Here is a 17,361-nt window from a genome sequence, read left to right as displayed (position 1 = left end):
CCTCCCCTCCAGCTCGGCTCGGATCACCAGCTGCCCCCTCAGATACGCGACATCGTTACACGCCATGATGCCCTGCGCGATCTCGATGGCCGACCGCTTCATCGCGGCGGGCTCGATCTGCACGCCGAGCGTGTGACCGGCGACCGCCACCCGGACGAATATCGTGTTGTCCGGTGTCGCGGCGGTGAAGGACTGCTCAGTCAAGGCGCAGCTCCGCGGCGTTGATCTCTTCCTGGTCGCTGAACCGCACCGCGATGGACCGCAGATTGTCGGCGGCCGCGCGATGCGCCGCCTCGTGGTCGGCGAACGCCGCATCGCGGCGCTGCACGACCTCGTTCGCGGCCGCCTTGAACTGATGCATGATCGGCCCGTGGGTGGCCACTGACGCGAGTATCTCTGACCCTGCGCGACGGGCGACGGCGATCTCGTCGGCTACCCCGTCATGCGACGCGGCGACCCGGTTCAGCAGCGAAGGGGTGATGCGGATGCTGGTCATCAGTGCTCCTACAACAGACGGGCCGGCCGCGTCTGGGCGGGACCGTCCTCGTCGGGTGACGGTTGATCGTCGGGCGCCCGCGGCCCGGTGCGCCGGTCTTCGGGGTCTTCCTCTTCGTCGTCGGCGTCTTCCTGGTCGCCCTCGTCTTCGGCCGCATCGGATTTCGACGGGTGGGCCCGCTCTTCGGTGAGGTCGTTTTCGGCTTCACCGCCACGGTCGGCGAGTCCCGAAGCCAAGCCGGCCAGCGGGGTGGCGGCTCCGGCCAGTCCACCCGCGCCCTGGGCGGGAGCCGCCGCCGCGCCCTGGGCCGCCTGGGGAAGCGACCCCAGCGCTGATCCGACCGCGGGCACTATGCCCGCCCCCTGATCGCCGGTCGATGAGCCGCCGGACGCCGGCCCGGGTGGCGGCTCCGCGGCACGCTCGGAAGCGGGGATCAGATACCCGCTGCCGAGCGCACGGGTGAGTTTCGCGTGGTCCTCGTCGGTAAGCGCGCCGGTTTCGACGATGTCGGCGATTTCGCCGACCTTGGTGCGCAGGAACAACAGGAAACCACGCTCGCCCGCGGGCGTGCCGAGCGCCGCGACCGGGTTGTTGATGGCCTCGATCACCTGCCGCTGAATGTCTTGCAGCGCGACGCGGCCGGATACCGTCACCGCGTGCGCGGACAGGATCGCCTCGGTGAGTTGGATTTCGGCAGACCGTATCTCGGAGTAGTCGTTACTCAGCCCGGCCTGCAGCGTGCGGACTGCGTCGGCCGCCTTGCCGGACTGTGAGGTGTCGACCGATGGCTGCGTCACAGCAGTCCGCAGCCCAGGTCGTCCTGAAGGTCGGGCCGCGGCGCGAACTCTGCGGGCAGTGTCGGCCGACCGGCGCCGTCGAACAGCTCCTGGGCATGCGACAACGCCGTCAGCACGGTGCTGACCTGCCCGAGCAGCCATCCGTCCACGTCCGCCCCTTTCGTCGCCAGTCAGCCTAACCCGCAGTACGGAGGCCTTTCTGCGGCAATTTCCATGCCGGCGGGGAGCGATAGCGACGCGTTGTCGTCAGGCGTCGAGGTCCTGTTCGACGAGCTCGGCGACGGTCGCCAGCGCCACGTCGTCGTCGGAGGCCACGGTCACCTGGGCGCCGTTGGCCGCCCCGAGCGTCATGATCATCAGGGCGGAGCCGGCGTCGACGGGTTCGCCGCCGTCCACCGAAAGCGTCACCGGCACACCGGCGGTGACGACGGCCTCGGCGATGATGGCCGCGGGTCGGGCGTGCAGGCCGATCGCCGATCCGACGGTGACGGTCTTTTCTGCCATGAAAATTCTCCTTGTTGTCGTTGGGGTCGATTGTGCGGATCAGGCGGCGGCCAGCGCGGGTGTTTGGTCCACCTTCACGCTGGGCTTCGCGAACTGCTTGGCGGCGATGACGGCGGCCGCTCCCCCCGCTGTGCCGACCGCGAGGGCGACCAGGAACCAGAGCAGATTGCCGATGGCGAAGAACACGAAGATCCCGCCGTGCGGCGCCTTGAGTGTGACGTCGAAGGCCATGATCAGCGCGCCGGTGATCGCACCGCCGAACATCATCGACGGGATGACCCGCAGCGGGTCGGCCGCAGCGAACGGGATAGCGCCCTCGGAAATGAATGATGCACCGAGAAGCCAAGCCGCCCTGCCGTTTTCCCGCTCAGGCTCCGTGAACAGACCCGGTCGGACGGTGGCGGCCAGAGCCATCGCCAGCGGCGGCACCATGCCCGCGGCCATCACCGCGGCCATGATGCGTAGCGACGACGGGTCGGCGACGTTGAGGCCGGCGGTGGCGAAGGCGTAGGCCGCCTTGTTCACCGGTCCGCCGAGGTCGAAACACATCATCAGGCCGAGGATGACACCGAGGATGATGACCGAGGTTCCCGTCATTCCGCCGAGCCAGTTGGTCAGACCCGATGTGATGGCGGCCAGTGGGCGGCCGAGAAGCAGGAACATCAGCAGGCCGACGGCAAGCGACGCGAACAGCGGAATCACCACCACCGGCATCAGGCCGCGCAGCCATCTCGGGGTGTTGATCCGGCTGATCCACAGCGCGGTGAATCCGGCGATCAGGCCACCGACGATGCCGCCGATGAATCCGCCGCCGACGAACACGGCCACGGCGCCCGCGGTGAACCCCGGTGCGATGCCTGGCCGATCGGCGATCGCGAACGAGATGTAGCCGGCCAGGGCTGGAACGAGGAACATGAAGGCCAGGCCGCCGAGCGTGAACAGCACCCCGCCGAGGTACTGCATCAGACCACCCGACGGCAGGTTGGTCAGCGAGTTGCTGCTGGCTATGACGTGGCCGATCGAGCCGAACCCGTATGGCAGCGAGGGTTGGTCGCCGTCCGGCGAGTTGGCTATCTCGTATCCGCCGAACAGGAAGCCGAGCGCGATCAGCAGACCGCCGGCCGCGACGAACGGAATCATGTAGCTGACGCCGGTGAGCAGGATCTGCCGGGTGCGGGTTCCCCAGCCGACGCCGGCTGCGGGTGTACTGCTCGCGGGTGCACCGGCCGCAGACCCCTCGACCCTGGCCGCGTTCGGATTGTCCGCAGCGGCAACGGCTTCGGCGACCATCTTGGCGGGCTCGTTGATCGCCCGCTTGACGCCGGACGCGATGACCGGCTTACCCGCGAACCGACCCCTGTCTTTCACGCCGACGTCGGTGGCGAAGATGACGGCGTCGGCGCCCGCGATCGTCGAGGCGTCCAGCGGCGTGCTGCCCGACGAGCCCTGCGTCTCGACATGCAGCGTCACACCGGCTTCCTTGGCTGCGGCGACGAGCGAGTCGGCGGCCATGTACGTGTGCGCGATACCGGTCGGGCAGGCGGTGATCGCCACCAGTGTCCTTGGCTTGTCGGCGGCGGGCTTGTCGACGACGGGCTTGGCGGCCTGGGCTCCAGCAGGCTTGGCCTTCTCGCCGGGATTGAGCACCTCGTCGACTAGGCCGACGACCTCGTCGGCCGTCTTCGCATCGCGCAGGGACGCGACGAAATCTTTGCGCACCAACGCACGGGCCAGGCTCGACAGCAGCTTCATGTGCTCGGCGCCGCCGCCTTCGGGAGCCGCGATCAGGAACGCCAGATCGGCAGGCCCGTCGGGTGCGCCGAAGTCGACGGCCGGCCGCAGTCGCGCGAAGCCGATCGATGCCGTCTCGACGTGCGGCGACCGGCAGTGCGGGATAGCTATGCCGCCGGGCAACCCGGTCGCGGACTGTTCCTCGCGGGCCATCGCCGCGGCGATCAGCCCTTCGGCATCGGCAGTGCGTCCGGCATGGGCGAGGCTGCCGACCAGACGCCCGATCACAGATTGCTTGTCGGTACCCGCGTCCACGTCGAGCAGAACCAGATCGGCGTCGATGATTGGTCGGGAGGCGGTGCTAGTCATGGCGGTACCTTTGCTGGTTAGGAGCTGGCGGAGCTTGTGCGGGCGGGCGGAACAGACGAGATCGGGGTCACCCGAACGGCATTGAGGTCGATTTCTGCGGGGGTGGGGAGTGCAGAGCCCGGCAGGGCTGCCGCGGCGCTGCCGTAACCGACGGCCATCTGCAGCCGCTGCGGTGGGTCGGCGCCACCGATATCGGCGCGGACGTAGCCCGCAAGGCTGGAGTCGCCCGCCCCGACGGTGCTGCGCGGCACGGTGGGCGGCGGGATGGCCAGCCAACTGCCTGCGTCGGTGACCAAGACCGCGCCCGAGGCGCCAAGCGTGGCCAGCACCGCACCGACGCCGCGGTCCACGAGGCGCTGAGCCGCCGCCACCACAGGTTCGGGATCGCCCTGAGCCACCGCTGCTTCCAGCGCCTGCGGCGAGTAGCCGATGACCCCTGCGAGCTCCTCGGCGTTGGGCTTGATGAGATCGGGTGCGGCGCGGTCGAATCCGGCGACCAGCGCCGCGAGCGGTCGACCGGAGGTGTCGATCGCGACCTTGCATGCATAGGGCGCCAGCTTCGCGACCACGTCGGCGTACCAGGTGTCGGGCATGCCGGGCGGCAATGATCCCGACATCACCACCCAGTCGGCGTATTCGGCGTGGCTGACGACAGCGCGGGTGAGCCCATCGATCGCGGCAGCGTCCATATGGGCACCCGGCTCGTTGATCTTCGTTGTGGTGCCGTCCATTTCGGTGATAGCGATGTTCGTCCGCACCGACGCGATAATAGGAACGCAGCGGAACGGCACACCGCTGGCCTGCAACGCGGTCACCATCGGATCCGTGCCCGATGCAGGCAGCAGCGCCATCGCGTCGACGTCTGCCAGGGACAGGGCGCGCGCGACGTTGACGCCCTTTCCGCCGGGTTCGGTGGTGACAGAGCTGACCCGGTGCACCGCACCGCGGGTGAGCGGAGTGGCGAGCGTGACGGTGCGGTCCAGGCTCGGGTTCGGTGTGACGGTGACGATCACGCGACGACCACTTCGATGCCCTGCTCGGTGAGCTGTGCGCGGTAGGCGTTGCTGAGTTCGGCGTCGGTGATCAACGCGTCGACACTGGACAGCGGCGCGAAGCTGACGAAGTCCTCGCGGCCCACCTTCGACGAATCCGCCGCCACCACAACGTAGTTCGCACTCGCGATCATCGCCCGCTTGACGGCGGCCTCGTCACTGTCCGGGGTGGACAGGCCGTGCCGGAGGCTGATGCCGTTGGTACCGATGAAGGCGATGTCGACGCGAAGCGTGTCCAGCACCCGTAGCACCTGCTCGCCGACCGCTGCCTGAGTGAGGCCCCGGACGCGTCCCCCGAGCAGTTGCAGGGAGACCGACGGCATTCCGGCAAGGCGCGCGGCGATGGGCACCGAGTTCGTGACGACGTTGAGCTCTCGGTCGGATGGCAGCGCGGCCGCGATTCGGCTGGTCGTGGTTCCGGCGTCGAGCAGCACGCTGGCGCCGCTGAGCGGAAAGAACTCGGCGGCGGCCGCGGCGATGGCGTCCTTGTGTTCGGCGCGGGTGTTCTCGCGCTCGCCGACCCCCGGCTCGACGAGACGCAGGGCGCGCACGGGAACGGCGCCGCCGTGCACCCGCCGCACCAGTCCGGCGCGGTCCAGAACCGCAAGGTCGCGACGGACTGTCTCGGTGGTGACGTCGTATGTCTCGGCCAGTTCGGCGACAGAGGCGCGCCCCTGGCTGATCACCAGCGAAGCGATCGCCTGCTGACGTTCCTCGGCATACATGGCGCTCCGTCGGTGTGGGTATCGGCCCGTTCCAATGTTGATATCTGTTGTTTTACCCCTGAACATGTTGACTTGTCAATGGTTCGTTTGTAATCTGCTTCACATGACCGCCTCCTCACCGCTCACGTCACTGCACTCAGATCGCGACGCTTCTCCGCCTGCAGGCACGGTTCTCCAGGGCGTACCTGTGGTCGCCGGAGTGCAGTACGGGCCCGTCATCCGGCCGGGCCGGCCGCCCGCGCTCGACGACGTGGATGTGCCGCGCGAGGTCGAGGAGGAAGACCGGCCTGCGGAGGCGGCCCGCTTCACAACAGCGGCCAACGCGGTCGCCACCAGGCTGCGGGAGCGCGCGGCACATGCCACAGGGGCGGCGTCGGAGGTGCTGGCGGCCACTGCCACGCTCGCCCAGGACCGGGCCTGGCTGCAGGCGGCCGAGAAGCACATCAACGCAGGCGCCCCGGCGGTGCGCGCCGTCGTTGCCGCCGTCGACCAGTTCGTCGACCTCTTCACCCAACTCGGCGGGCTGATGGCCGAACGTGTCACCGATCTGCGGGACATCCGCGACCGCGTCATCGCCGAGCTGAGTGGGCTGCCGGAGCCCGGCGTTCCCCGGCCTGACGTTCCTTCGGTGCTGCTTGCCCAAGACCTCGCGCCCGCCGACACCGCAGGCCTCGACCCGTCCCTCATCATCGCGCTGGCCACCACACTGGGTGGCCCGACCAGCCACACCGCGATCATCGCCCGCCAGCTCGGGCTGCCGTGCGTGGTCGCCGTCGACGGACTGGACACGGTCGGGGCGGGCGCCATGGTGCTTGTCGACGGCACCCGCGGCACCGTGACCGTGTCACCCGAGCCGGGCACCGCCTCAGCAGCAGTGGCCGATGCCAAGCATGAGGCTGAGCTCGCGGCCGGCTGGACCGGTCCCGGTGCGACCGCGGACGGGCACGCGGTGGCGATCCTGGCCAACGTCCAGGACGGCGCGGCCGCCCGCAGCGCACGCGAGACACCGGCCGATGGTGTCGGTTTGTTTCGCACCGAGTTGTGCTTCCTCAACCGCGACACCGAACCCAGCGTCGAGGAGCAGGCTCAGATTTACGGCGAGGTGCTCGACGCGTTCGCCGGCCACAAGGTGGTCATCAGGACGTTGGACGCGGGTTCGGACAAGCCGCTGAAGTTCGCCGGGCATCCCGAGGAGGCGAACCCAGCGCTCGGTGTGCGGGGCATCCGGATCGCCGAGGGCAACCCGGGGATACTGCAACGCCAGCTGGACGCCATCGCCGCCGCGGCCGAGAGCACCGGCAACGCGCCGTGGGTGATGGCGCCGATGATCGCGACCGCCGACGAGGCGCAACGTTTTGCCGCGCAGGTCCGCATCCGAGGCCTCACTCCCGGCGTGATGATCGAGGTGCCGTCGGCGGCGCTGCTGGCCGACCGGATCCTCGAACACGTCGACTTCCTGTCGATCGGCACCAATGACCTGGCCCAGTACACAATGGCCGCCGACCGCATGTCGGCCGAGCTGGCCACGCTGACCGACCCGTGGCAGCCCGCTGTTCTCGCTCTGGTCGCGATGACGGCCCGGGCAGGCGTGGCGGCCGACAAGCCTGTCGGCGTGTGCGGCGAAGCGGCCGCAGACCCCCTGCTCGCCTGTGTGCTGGCCGGCCTCGGTGTGTCGTCGCTGTCCGCTGCGGCAGCGGCGGTCACCGGTGTGGGCGCCAAGCTCGCGCAGGTGACCCTGCAGCAGTGCCACGACGCGGCCGACGCTGTGCTGGCGACGGGAAGTGCGGCCGAGGCCCGTGCGGCGGCACTGGCGGTCCTCGGCTGAGGAATTAATCGGACCGCAGTCCGGTTCTATCCGACATGCCTGCGATCACTGCTGACACACTGACATTGCCGAGGCTCTCTGCGCCTGCGGCAGCCGATACCGAGCGACCCGTCCGCTCCATCACCACCGGGCCGCGCGGCTACGAAGGCGAGGGCTTTCCTGTCGTGCGCGCCTTCGCCGGCGTGAGTTCCGCTGACCTCGACCCGTTCGTGCACATGGACCAGATGGGCGAGGTGGAATACCAGCCAGGCGAACCAAGGGGTACCGACTGGCATCCACACCGCGGCTTCGAAACGGTCACCTACATGATCGACGGCCGCTTCGCCCACCAGGACAGCCACGGCGGCGGTGGCCTGATCACCGACGGCGCCACACAGTGGATGACCGCGGGCTCGGGCATCCTGCACATCGAGACCCCGCCGGCCGAACTGGTCGAAAGCGGTGGCATGTTTCACGGCATCCAGCTATGGGTGAACTTGCCGCGCAGGGACAAGGTCGCGACGCCGAGGTACCAGGCGATCGAGGGCAACGAGGTGAAGCTGCTGTCGTCGCAGGACGGCGGAGCGCTCGTACGTGTCATCGCAGGCGATGTCGACGGCCACGGTGGACCGGGTGCGACGCATACGCCGATCACGTTGGCGCACAGCACTATCCAGCCCGGCGCCGAGCTGAGCCTGCCGTGGAACCGCAACTTCAACGCACTGGTTTATGTGCTGTCGGGCCGCGGCACCGTCGGTCCGGTCGGGCACCCGATCCACGAGGGGCAACTCGCGGTGTTCGGCCCCGGTGACCGCATCACCGTTACCGCCGAGCCGACACAAGAGTCTCGTAGGCCCGCGATGGAAGTCCTGGTCCTCGGCGGCAAGCCGATCCGCGAACCCGTCGTTGCATACGGGCCGTTCGTGATGAACTCAAAGGCTGAGTTGGTCAAAGCGCTCGAGGACTACAACGCAGGAAAGTTCGGCGCGATCCCGCCGAATGCGTTGATGCCGCACAGGGTTCGCTGACAAACTCTCGTCACCGGTGGGCCTCGGAGACTTCCACCGGATGTGGGTAGACCAGCTCCAATTCGCCAATCGCGGCCGCGACCGTCACCAACGGCATCGCGGCCGCGATCGCCATGTCGTCATCACCATTGGATTCCGACCGCAGCGCCAACACGAACTCCTCACCGATTGGCGCCCAGTCCCCGCCGGTGCCCAACTTGCCCGACAGCCGGTCGCGGATCGCGTTCGCGTGCGACTCGACCACTTCCCGGACCCTCGGATAGGTACCAAGAGGCGGAGGGGTGGGGATGTCCATGATCAGGTCGGCCGACGCGCGCACCCTGATCGCCCGGTTGAAGGCGCGCACGATGGGCCCGCGGAAATCGGTCGTACCGCCGCCCTCGGAAAGATATTGCCGCACAGCGTCATCGGCCACCCTCGATGCGGCGATCGCATCGTGGCTCAGGATCGCGAGCTGATCGGCCATCTGCTCGGACGCGCCACGGGTGATCCTCAGCACCGCCGCCTCGAGATATTTCGCGAAGACGCTGCGCGCCGACTCGACGGCCGTCTCCGCAGAAGCCGTCGCGCCGCGCGGCCACATCAGCAAGGACACCATCATGCCGACGAGCGCGCCGACGACAACGTCCTCGACCCGGATCAGGCCGACGCTCCAGCCGGTCGGCACGATCAGGTTGAAGAAGATGAGCACCATCATGGTGAAGGCCGCCTGTCCGGCCGTGAAGGACGCGATTTCCGGCACGAACGCCGAACCGAACACGACCACGGGCAGCAGGATCCACAGCACCACCGGGTCGATGCCGACGATGCCGATCAACGCTGCGCCCAGGACGAACCCGATGGTGGTTCCGACCACTGCGCGCAGCGTCTTCGTGCCGGTGGTGAGCGCGCTGCTGCGCAGCACCGACAACGCGCCGAGCACCACCCAGAATCCATGCTCGACCGGAAACACGTGGGTCACCGCCACCGCGAGCGCCAGCCCAAGGCCGGTGCGCAGCGCGTTGCGCATCGTCACCGACCGGCTGCCGAGGAAGCTCGACGTCGTCGACGTGACCGCCGTCGTCGCCGGCATCAGCCGGTCCGTCGCGGTCGTCGGCGGCAGCCGTAGTCCGAGCGCCCGCGCCCACACCGGTCGCGCGTCGGCGGCGGCCGCTGCGGCGATCACCCGGCCGGTGGCCCCGATGGTCGCAGCGATGGTCCGGCGGTTCAGCAGTGCGCGGCCGATCGTGACGGCGGCAGCGTCGTCGGGGGCGGCGAGGATCCGTTCGACGTCCTGGCGGTACCGACCTCGCGCGACTGATCGCAGGTGGATGAGCGCGGCGTCCAGATCCGCCCGCTCGTCGCTGCGATCGGCCGCCCTGGTCTCCCGAAGCACTGCGGCCGAACACCTCAGCACGCGGATGCCGGGGGCCTGCATATCCCGCAGCGCCGGGCCTGCCTCGTCGCTGACCCGGTCGGCCAGCCATTCGAGGTCCTCGACAACGCGCACCAATGCACGGCTTCCCGCCGACAGTCCGACCGGCCGGAAGTCCGCGCCGAGGAAGTTCTCCCGCAGGGCGAGCATGGCGTACACGACGTCGGTGCGGGTGGCCTTGCCCTCGAGGCGGTCTGCCAATGCGGTGACCGCACTCGCCGCATGCCTGCGCAGCTCGCCATAGTGGCGCGGCGGCAGCAGGAACAGCGCGGCGGGAACGCACACGGCCAGCGCAATCGCCCACCCCGTCAGACGCTCGTCGATCGGGCCCGGCGGCGTGCACGCGGGCAGCACAAAGGTCAGCAGCGTGGGTCGCTGGCCGGCCGCGATCGTCTCGCTGAGCACACCCGAGAACATGACGGCCACGCCGAGCACGAACATCAGCGCGACCGCGAGCCAGGCGTGCGGCGACACCAGGGTGCCCAGCGTGATGAGGACCGCCCCGTTGAGCCCGAGCCCCGCGTAGGCCACCGCGCGGGTCTGGCGGTTGCCGGGAAAGTTCGCCAGCACCATCAGGGCGAACGAACCGAAGAGCGTGAACAGCGGTGTCTGGGTATTGCCTGCGACGGCGAAGCTCAGCGCGGCCGCGAACGGGACCACTATCGCCGCGCGCAGCGCTCGCCGTAGTGCGTCGAACTCGGGATCGCGCTCGTGAATCCGATCGAGCGCTCGGCGCAGGAGGCTGGCAGGCGCGTCAGCCATCTGTGGGAACGGAAGCGAATCGACCGCTGTCGAGTGCGTCGGTGAGCTGTTTGGCGATCCATGCAAGCGCGGCGGTGTCCCTCGGCAGGGTGGCCTGTTCGTGTCCGACCAGAAGGTAGATGGCCCAGCGCGCGAACATCTGGGCCTGCTGCTGGTTGCCCAGGAGCTCCATCGCCGAGGAGTACATGACGTCGTAGCGCAGCTGGTCGACCTGTAGCTGGAGGTCGTACACCTGCGGGTCGATCGAGCTCCACACCCGGATCGCGGCCTCGGCGCCGTGCGGAAGCTCCAGGCCGATCTGGATCAGGCTGTCGATCCGGCGGCGCGGGTCGCGCTCGCTTTTGGCGAATTCGATGACCAGAACCGTTCGCTCTTTCATCCAGTTCTCGACGAGCTCGCGGGTGTAGGCGGGCCAGCCGGCGAAGTAGTGATAGAACGACCCGGTCGTGACGCCGAGGCGGGTGCACACCTCCGCCAGCTTGAGGCCGCCGTAGCCGAGGTCGGACAGCACATTGAGGCCGGTCTCGAAGTAATCCTTGCGCGAAACCACGCCCGCCATGGGTGGGAACCATAGCCCCTGTGGAGGGTTACGGAGCCCGGTCGGCGATCTGCTTGACAGATCCGTGGCAACGTCGCCAAATCGGGCAGGTTTCCGCACAGTTTGCTGAATGAACATTCAATCCGAGGGTTTTGCAAAGCCTCTTGATGTCGTATGGCAAGATATTGACTATGCCGCATACGGCAAGCAGGGGGCCAGGCCGTCCACCAGCAGCGAAGGCTGCCGAAACACGTGAGCGCATTTTGCGTGCCGCTCGCGAGGTGTTCAGCGAACTCGGCTACGACGCTGCAACTTTTCAGGCGATTGCTATCCGCGCGGATCTGACCCGCCCGGCGATCAACCACTATTTTGCGAGCAAACGGTTGCTGTACCGGGAAGTAGTCGAACAGACGAATGCGTTGGTGGTCAGCACTGGCATGGCGAAGGCCCAGAATCAGACCAGCCTGCTCGGCCGACTGTCGGCGTTCTTCTCCGCGGCGATGCAGGCCGAGAGCGAGGATCGTTCGGCCGCAGCGTTTCTGGTGACGTCGGTGCTGGAGGGTCAGCGACACCCCGAACTCCGGAGCGACGAGCACGACTCGATGCGCAACTCACGGGCGTTCGTGTCCTGGGCGGTCAACGACGCGATCGACAAGGGCGAGTTGACCACCGACACCGACGTCCCGCAACTAGTCGAGATGCTCGTCGCGGTGATGTGGGGAATGGGCTTCTACGCGGGCTATGTCGGCTCGCACAACCAGCTCGAGTCCATCGTTGAGAAGCTCGAGCTGCTGTTGGCCAACAAGCTGTGGAAGCTCGCCGAGTAACCACTTTCCTGGCAATCTGCTGTATGACCTGGGGTGACGTCGGCCACACATGCATATAGATTAACTAAGTTATTTAGTAGCATGGCTTACGCAATGACTGATCTGCATGACGCGACCTCGACTCGCACCGACGGCGACAGCTGGGACATCACCGAAAGCGTGGGAGCGACCGCGCTCGGCGTTGCCGCCGCCCGTGCCGTCGAAACCGCCCGCGACGACGCCCTGATCCGCGACGACTACGCCTACCTGCTCGTCGCGTCGGCAGGTCCGCAATGGGCCCAGATGGCCAGCAGTGATCCCGATTGGCTCGCCGACGACGACGAATTCCGCGCGTTGCACGACATGTCCCGTGATTACCAGGCCGTGCGCACCCATTACTTCGACGACTACTTCCGTGCCGCGATTCGGGCGGGCATCCGTCAGGTGGTGATTTTGGCCGCCGGGCTGGACTCCCGCGCCTACCGACTGGAGTGGCCGGCCGGCACGACCGTGTTCGAGATCGACCAGCCAAAGGTGCTGGAGTACAAGACCTCGACGCTTGACGCGCACGGGGCGCAGCCGCAGGCGCGCCGGATCCCGGTGGCGGTCGACCTGCGCGACGACTGGCCCGCCGCGCTGACCGATGCCGGCTTCGACGCCTCGCAGCCCACCGCGTGGCTGGCCGAAGGTCTGCTGCCTTACCTACCCCCCGACGCGCAGGATCGGCTCTTCGACCTGGTCACCGCGCACAGCGCCGCGGGAAGCCGGATCGCCGTCGAGTCGTTCAGCATGGATCTCTCGGAGCAGGCCGAGCAGGACAGGATCGCCCGCCGTGAACGCACCGCGCGGATGCGGGAGCGCACCGGGATAGACATCGACGTCGACACGTTGACTTACGCCGACGGCGACCGGGCGGACGCCGCGGGCTGGCTGGCCGACCACGGCTGGCGCGTCGACGCCGTGCCGAGCGAGGCCGAGATGACCCGGCTGGGCAGGCCGGCACCCGACTACGAGGCCGAAGAGATCGCCTCGAGCGTGCTGTTGAACGCCGAACTGGCCGAGGAGACCCGATGAGCTCACTACGCACCCACGACGACACCTGGGACATTGCCAGCAGCGTCGGTACGACTGCGGTGATGGTGGCTTCGGCGCGCGCGGCCGAGACCGAGCGCGACGACGCGCTGATCACCGATCCGTATGCGGCGGTCCTCGTCGAGGGGGCGGGCACCGGTCTATGGGCGACGATGCTCGACGAAAAAGTCATCGAGAAGGCCGCCGCGATCGATCCCGAGGTCGCCGCGATCTTCCGGCACATGCGCAACTACCAGGCGGTGCGCACGCACTTCTTCGACGAGCATTTCGCCAAGGCAGCGGCGGCCGGTATCCGGCAGATCGTGATCCTGGCGTCCGGCCTGGATTCCCGGGCGTACCGGATCGAGTGGCCAGAGGGCACCACGGTGTTCGAGATCGACCAGCCCAAGGTGCTGCAGTACAAGGCCGAGACGCTGGCGGACAACGATGTATTGCCGACGGCGACGCTGCACCAGGTGCCGGTGGATCTGCGGTATGACTGGCCGACCGCGTTGCGCGAGAGCGGCTTTGATCCCGGCCAGCCCACCGCGTGGTTGGCCGAGGGCCTGCTGATGTATCTGCCTGCCGACGCGCAGGACCGGCTTTTCGAGCTCATCACCGACCTCAGCGCGCCGGGAAGCCGGCTCGCCGCCGAGGCTGTCGGTGTCCGGTCCGATGAGCGGCGCGCGGAGATGCAGGAGCGGTTCGAGAAGATCTCTGACGAACTCGGCATCGAGCGCGAGTTCGACATCCAGGAACTGATGTACAACGACCCGGACCGCGCGAACGTCGCCGAGTGGCTCGACTTGCACGGTTGGCGCGCCGATGCCGTGACGTCGCAGGACGAAATGCGCCGGCTCGGCCGGTTCGTCGATCTGCAGGACGCCGAAGACGACGCCTTCGCCACATTCACCACCGCAGAGCGTCTGTAGGGTCGACGCCCTTCTTGACGGCCCAACCGGTTGGTTAGGATCGGGGCGCACGTGAGGAGCACAAGCGCTGCGCCTCGGGTCAGGAAGGACATCCACCATGACCGCCGATTCGATTCCTCAGACCGCCCCCGCGGTGCCCGCACCGGTTGCGCCCGACATCCCGGCGACCGTGGCCCGGCTGCGGGCGACCTTCGCCAGCGGACGTACTCGCACCGTCGAGTGGCGTAAGCAGCAGCTCAAGGCGCTCGGCGCGATGGTAAGCGAGAACGAAGCCGCCATCGCCGCCGCGCTCGAACAGGATCTCGGCCGCAAGCCGTTCGAGGCGTGGCTCGCCGACATCGCGCCCACGGTCGGGGAGGCCAAGGACGCGGAGAAAAACGTCCGCAAGTGGATGCGGCGCAAGCACCGGCTGCTCGAGATGTCACAGCTTCCGGGCCGCGGCTGGATCGAGTACGAGCCGTACGGCACGGTTCTCGTCATCGGCGCGTGGAACTTCCCCATCGTGCTGACACTGGGACCGGCCGTCGCCGCCATCGCCGCGGGCAACACCGTGGTGCTCAAGCCCTCGGAGGTGGCGCCGGCATCGTCGGCCGTGATGGCCGAGCTGGTGCCGAAGTACCTGGACAACGACGCGATCGCGGTGATCGAGGGTGACGGCGCGGTGAGCCAGGAGCTGATCGCTCAGGGCTTCGACCGTCTCCTGTTCACCGGCGGAACCGAGATCGGCCGCAGGGTGTACGAAGGCGCGGCCAGCCATCTGACCCCGGTGACCTTGGAGCTGGGCGGCAAGAGCCCGGTCATCGTCGCCGAGGACGCCGACATCGACGTGGCGGCCAAGCGGATCGCCTGGACCAAGCTGATCAACTCGGGACAGATCTGCATCGCCCCGGACTACGTCCTTGTCGACGCGAAGGTTCGCGACCAGCTCGTCGACAAGATCAAGGACGCCGTAACGACATTCGAGGCCGACAACCCGGGCGGCAAGCGGATCGTCAACCAGCGGCACTTCGACCGGCTGACCGCCGCGGTGGCCGCGACCAAGGGCACCATCGCGGTCGGCGGCGGGTCCGACGCGGCGTCGATCTCCATCCAGCCGACGGTTGTCCTCGACCCCGATCCGGACGAGCCGTTGATGACCGACGAGATCTTCGGGCCGATCTTGCCGATCGTCACCGTCGAAAACCTCGATGGGGCAATCAATTTCGTCAACGCGCGGCCCAAGCCGCTGGCCGCATATCTGTTCACCAAGGCCAAGCGCATCCGCGAACGCGTGATCAAGGAAGTCTCGGCAGGCGGCATGGTGGTCAACCACCTGCTCTTCCAGTTCGCGAGCAACAAGCTGCCGTTCGGCGGCGTCGGACCGTCGGGCATGGGGGCCTACCACGGCAAGTTCGGCTTCGAGGAGTTCAGTCACAAAAAGTCGGTGATGACCAAGCCGACCCGACCCGACGCGATGAGCTTCATGTATCCCCCGTATACAGAGACGGCGAAGAAGTTGGCGCGCAAGCTGATCTGATCGCCACACCGCGCCCGCCCCTATCAGAGAGGAACACCAGTGCCAGGAGTGCAGGATCGCGTCATCGTCGTCACCGGAGCCGGCGGCGGACTGGGGCGCGAGTACGCGCTGACCCTCGCCAAGGAGGGCGCAAGCGTCGTCGTGAACGACCTCGGCGGTGCGCGTGACGGGACGGGCGCAGGCCACAACATGGCCGACGAAGTGGTCAACGAGATCAAGGCCGCGGGCGGCCGTGCGGTGGCCAATTACGACTCGGTTGCCGAGTCTGAAGGCGCGGCCAACATCATCAAGACCGCGATCGACGAGTTCGGCAAGGTCGACGGTGTGGTCAGCAACGCGGGCATCCTGCGGGACGGCACCTTCCACAAGATGGAGTTCGCGGCATGGGACTCCGTGCTGAAGGTGCATCTGTACGGCGGCTACAACGTGCTCCGCGCGGCATGGCCGCACTTCCGCGAGCAGAGCTACGGGCGGGTCGTCGTCGCGACGTCCACCAGCGGGCTCTTCGGCAACTTCGGGCAGGCCAACTACGGCGCAGCGAAGCTGGGTCTGGTCGGCCTGATCAACACGCTGGCTCAAGAGGGCGCCAAGTACAACATCAAGACCAACGCGGTCGCGCCGATTGCGGCCACCAGGATGACGCAGGACATCCTGCCGCCCGAGGTGTTCGAGAAGCTGACGCCGGAGTACGTCGCGCCGGTGGTGGCATACCTGATGAGTGAGGAAAACCCGGATTCGGCAGCCGTTTTCATCGTCGGCGGTGGCAAAGTACAAAGGGCCGCTCTGTTCCAGAACGACGGCGTGACGTTCTCCGACGGCGTGCCGTCGGTCGACGACGTGGCCGCCAAGTGGGGCGAGATCACCGACCTTTCGGCAGCGCAGCGGGCCACGTTCAGCCTCGGCTGATCGCCGTCGCATGAAGGCACTTGTCGCACGGGAGCTGTCCGGGCCGGCAGGGCTGGAGTACACCGACGTGAAGGATGCGGTCGGAGGCGGCGACCAGGATTCGGTCGTCGTCGACGTCGGCGCCACTGGAGTCAGCTTCCCCGACTTGCTGCTTCTGCGCGGTGAATACCAGATGCGGCTCGAACCGCCGTTCATTCCCGGCATGGAGGTCGCCGGGGTGGTGCGGTCGGCACCGTATGAGTCCGAATTCAAGCCAGGACAACGGGTTACGGCACTGTCGATGCTCGGCGGCTGGGCCGAACAGGTGGTGGTGTCGCCGAATAACTTGACGCCGACTCCGGATGACCTCGACGATGCCGAGGCCGTTGCGCTGCTCGGCAACTACCAGACCATGTATTTCGCGCTTGCCAAACGCGGCGCTCTTCGTCCGGGCGAGACCGTGCTGGTGCTCGGGTCGGCGGGCGGCGTCGGGACGGCAGCCGTTCAGATCGCAAAGGCCCTGGGCGCCAGGGTGATCGCCATGGTGCACCGTCCTGAGGCGCGCGAGTTCGTGGAGTCGTTGGGCGCCGACATCGTGCTGCCGTTGACCGACGGCTGGTTGCAGGCGGTGAAGGAGCACACCGACGGCCGCGGAGTCGACCTGGTCGTCGACCCGATCGGCGGAGAAGCGTTCGACGACGCCGTCCGTGCGCTGGACACCGAGGGGCGGTTACTGGTCATCGGCTTTGCGGCAGGGGGCATTCCGACGATCAAGGTGAACCGGCTGCTGTTGCGCAACGTCAGCGTCATCGGCGTCGGATACGGCGAATACGTCAACCGCAAGCCCGGAGCGCAGTCGGTGTTCGAGTTCGGTGTCAACCAGCTGGTGAAGGCCGGGCTGCGGCCACCGCCGCCGGTCAGGTATCCGCTC

The 17,361-nt window shown here is 67.8% G+C and carries 18 protein-coding genes; 8 read left to right on the top strand and 10 right to left on the bottom strand.

Annotated elements, in window-relative coordinates:
- From QOJ24_RS20425 to QOJ24_RS20390, 8 genes are all read right to left on the bottom strand, one after another.
- Positions 1-204, bottom strand: a 204-nt coding sequence (locus QOJ24_RS20425; protein WP_526264534.1) for a DUF2694 family protein, incomplete at its 3' end; no start/stop codon positions are given.
- Positions 197-496: a type VII secretion target gene (locus QOJ24_RS20420; RefSeq protein WP_526264532.1), complete on the bottom strand. Its 300-nt coding sequence runs from the start codon at positions 494-496 to the stop codon at positions 197-199. The genes QOJ24_RS20425 and QOJ24_RS20420, both read right to left, overlap by 8 nt.
- Positions 497-504: 8 nt before the next feature.
- A complete protein-coding gene (locus tag QOJ24_RS20415; protein ID WP_526264530.1) occupies positions 505-1,293 on the bottom strand; it encodes a DUF4226 domain-containing protein in 789 nt (262 codons plus the stop codon).
- The gene (locus QOJ24_RS20410; protein WP_526264528.1) at positions 1,290-1,442 is read right to left on the bottom strand and encodes a hypothetical protein; all 153 of its coding nucleotides are present in this window, start codon (positions 1,440-1,442) and stop codon (positions 1,290-1,292) included. The genes QOJ24_RS20415 and QOJ24_RS20410 overlap by 4 nt, the downstream gene beginning before the upstream one ends.
- A 97-nt stretch (positions 1,443-1,539) precedes the next feature.
- Positions 1,540-1,797 carry an HPr family phosphocarrier protein gene (locus QOJ24_RS20405; RefSeq protein ID WP_526264526.1) on the bottom strand — a complete coding sequence of 86 codons (258 nt, stop codon included), beginning with the start codon at positions 1,795-1,797 and terminating at the stop codon, positions 1,540-1,542.
- 39 nt (positions 1,798-1,836) lie between these two features.
- A complete protein-coding gene (locus QOJ24_RS20400; protein ID WP_526264524.1) occupies positions 1,837-3,897 on the bottom strand; it encodes a PTS fructose transporter subunit IIABC in 2,061 nt (686 codons plus the stop codon).
- A 17-nt stretch (positions 3,898-3,914) separates the two neighbouring features.
- Positions 3,915-4,910, bottom strand: coding sequence for a 1-phosphofructokinase family hexose kinase (locus QOJ24_RS20395; protein WP_526264522.1), 996 nt, complete (start codon positions 4,908-4,910; stop codon positions 3,915-3,917).
- On the bottom strand, positions 4,907-5,674 hold the full coding sequence (locus QOJ24_RS20390) for a DeoR/GlpR family DNA-binding transcription regulator (RefSeq protein WP_526264520.1): 768 nt from the start codon (positions 5,672-5,674) through the stop codon (positions 4,907-4,909). The genes QOJ24_RS20395 and QOJ24_RS20390 overlap by 4 nt, the downstream gene beginning before the upstream one ends.
- Before the next feature lie 103 nt (positions 5,675-5,777).
- Between QOJ24_RS20390 and ptsP the strand changes: the two genes are divergently transcribed.
- A complete protein-coding gene (gene ptsP, locus QOJ24_RS20385) occupies positions 5,778-7,499 on the top strand; it encodes a phosphoenolpyruvate--protein phosphotransferase (protein WP_526264518.1) in 1,722 nt (573 codons plus the stop codon).
- A 35-nt stretch (positions 7,500-7,534) separates the two neighbouring features.
- The gene (locus tag QOJ24_RS20380; protein ID WP_526264516.1) at positions 7,535-8,506 is read left to right on the top strand and encodes a pirin family protein; all 972 of its coding nucleotides are present in this window, start codon (positions 7,535-7,537) and stop codon (positions 8,504-8,506) included.
- A gap of 10 nt (positions 8,507-8,516) precedes the next feature.
- Here QOJ24_RS20380 and QOJ24_RS20375 read toward each other — a convergent pair whose 3' ends face one another.
- Both QOJ24_RS20375 and QOJ24_RS20370 read right to left on the bottom strand, forming a co-directional pair.
- Positions 8,517-10,682 carry an FUSC family protein gene (locus QOJ24_RS20375; protein ID WP_526264514.1) on the bottom strand — a complete coding sequence of 722 codons (2,166 nt, stop codon included), beginning with the start codon at positions 10,680-10,682 and terminating at the stop codon, positions 8,517-8,519.
- Positions 10,675-11,241, bottom strand: a complete 567-nt coding sequence (locus QOJ24_RS20370; protein ID WP_526264512.1) for a TetR/AcrR family transcriptional regulator — start codon at positions 11,239-11,241, stop codon at positions 10,675-10,677. Before QOJ24_RS20370 ends, QOJ24_RS20375 begins: the two co-directional genes overlap by 8 nt.
- A gap of 170 nt (positions 11,242-11,411) precedes the next feature.
- Here QOJ24_RS20370 and QOJ24_RS20365 point away from each other — a divergent pair, with 170 nt between their 5' ends.
- The 6 genes from QOJ24_RS20365 to QOJ24_RS20340 form a co-directional block, all read left to right on the top strand.
- Positions 11,412-12,047 (top strand): TetR/AcrR family transcriptional regulator, encoded by a 636-nt coding sequence (locus QOJ24_RS20365; protein ID WP_526264510.1) that lies wholly within the window; start codon positions 11,412-11,414, stop codon positions 12,045-12,047.
- A 93-nt stretch (positions 12,048-12,140) separates the two neighbouring features.
- Positions 12,141-13,100, top strand: coding sequence for a class I SAM-dependent methyltransferase (locus tag QOJ24_RS20360; RefSeq protein ID WP_526264508.1), 960 nt, complete (start codon positions 12,141-12,143; stop codon positions 13,098-13,100).
- A complete protein-coding gene (locus tag QOJ24_RS20355; RefSeq protein ID WP_526264506.1) occupies positions 13,097-14,029 on the top strand; it encodes a class I SAM-dependent methyltransferase in 933 nt (310 codons plus the stop codon). Before QOJ24_RS20360 ends, QOJ24_RS20355 begins: the two co-directional genes overlap by 4 nt.
- A 97-nt stretch (positions 14,030-14,126) precedes the next feature.
- The gene (locus QOJ24_RS20350) at positions 14,127-15,545 is read left to right on the top strand and encodes an aldehyde dehydrogenase family protein (RefSeq protein ID WP_526264504.1); all 1,419 of its coding nucleotides are present in this window, start codon (positions 14,127-14,129) and stop codon (positions 15,543-15,545) included.
- 39 nt (positions 15,546-15,584) lie between these two features.
- Positions 15,585-16,451, top strand: coding sequence for an SDR family oxidoreductase (locus QOJ24_RS20345; RefSeq protein ID WP_526264502.1), 867 nt, complete (start codon positions 15,585-15,587; stop codon positions 16,449-16,451).
- Positions 16,452-16,461: 10 nt separating this feature from the next.
- Positions 16,462-17,361: NADPH:quinone oxidoreductase family protein (locus tag QOJ24_RS20340; protein WP_526264500.1), on the top strand; the 900-nt coding region annotated here is incomplete at its 3' end.

The sequence above is a fragment of the Mycobacterium sp. genome, assembly GCF_032159775.1.
Classification (GTDB): domain Bacteria; phylum Actinomycetota; class Actinomycetes; order Mycobacteriales; family Mycobacteriaceae; genus Mycobacterium.
This window is presented reverse-complemented; position numbering and strand designations above follow the sequence as displayed.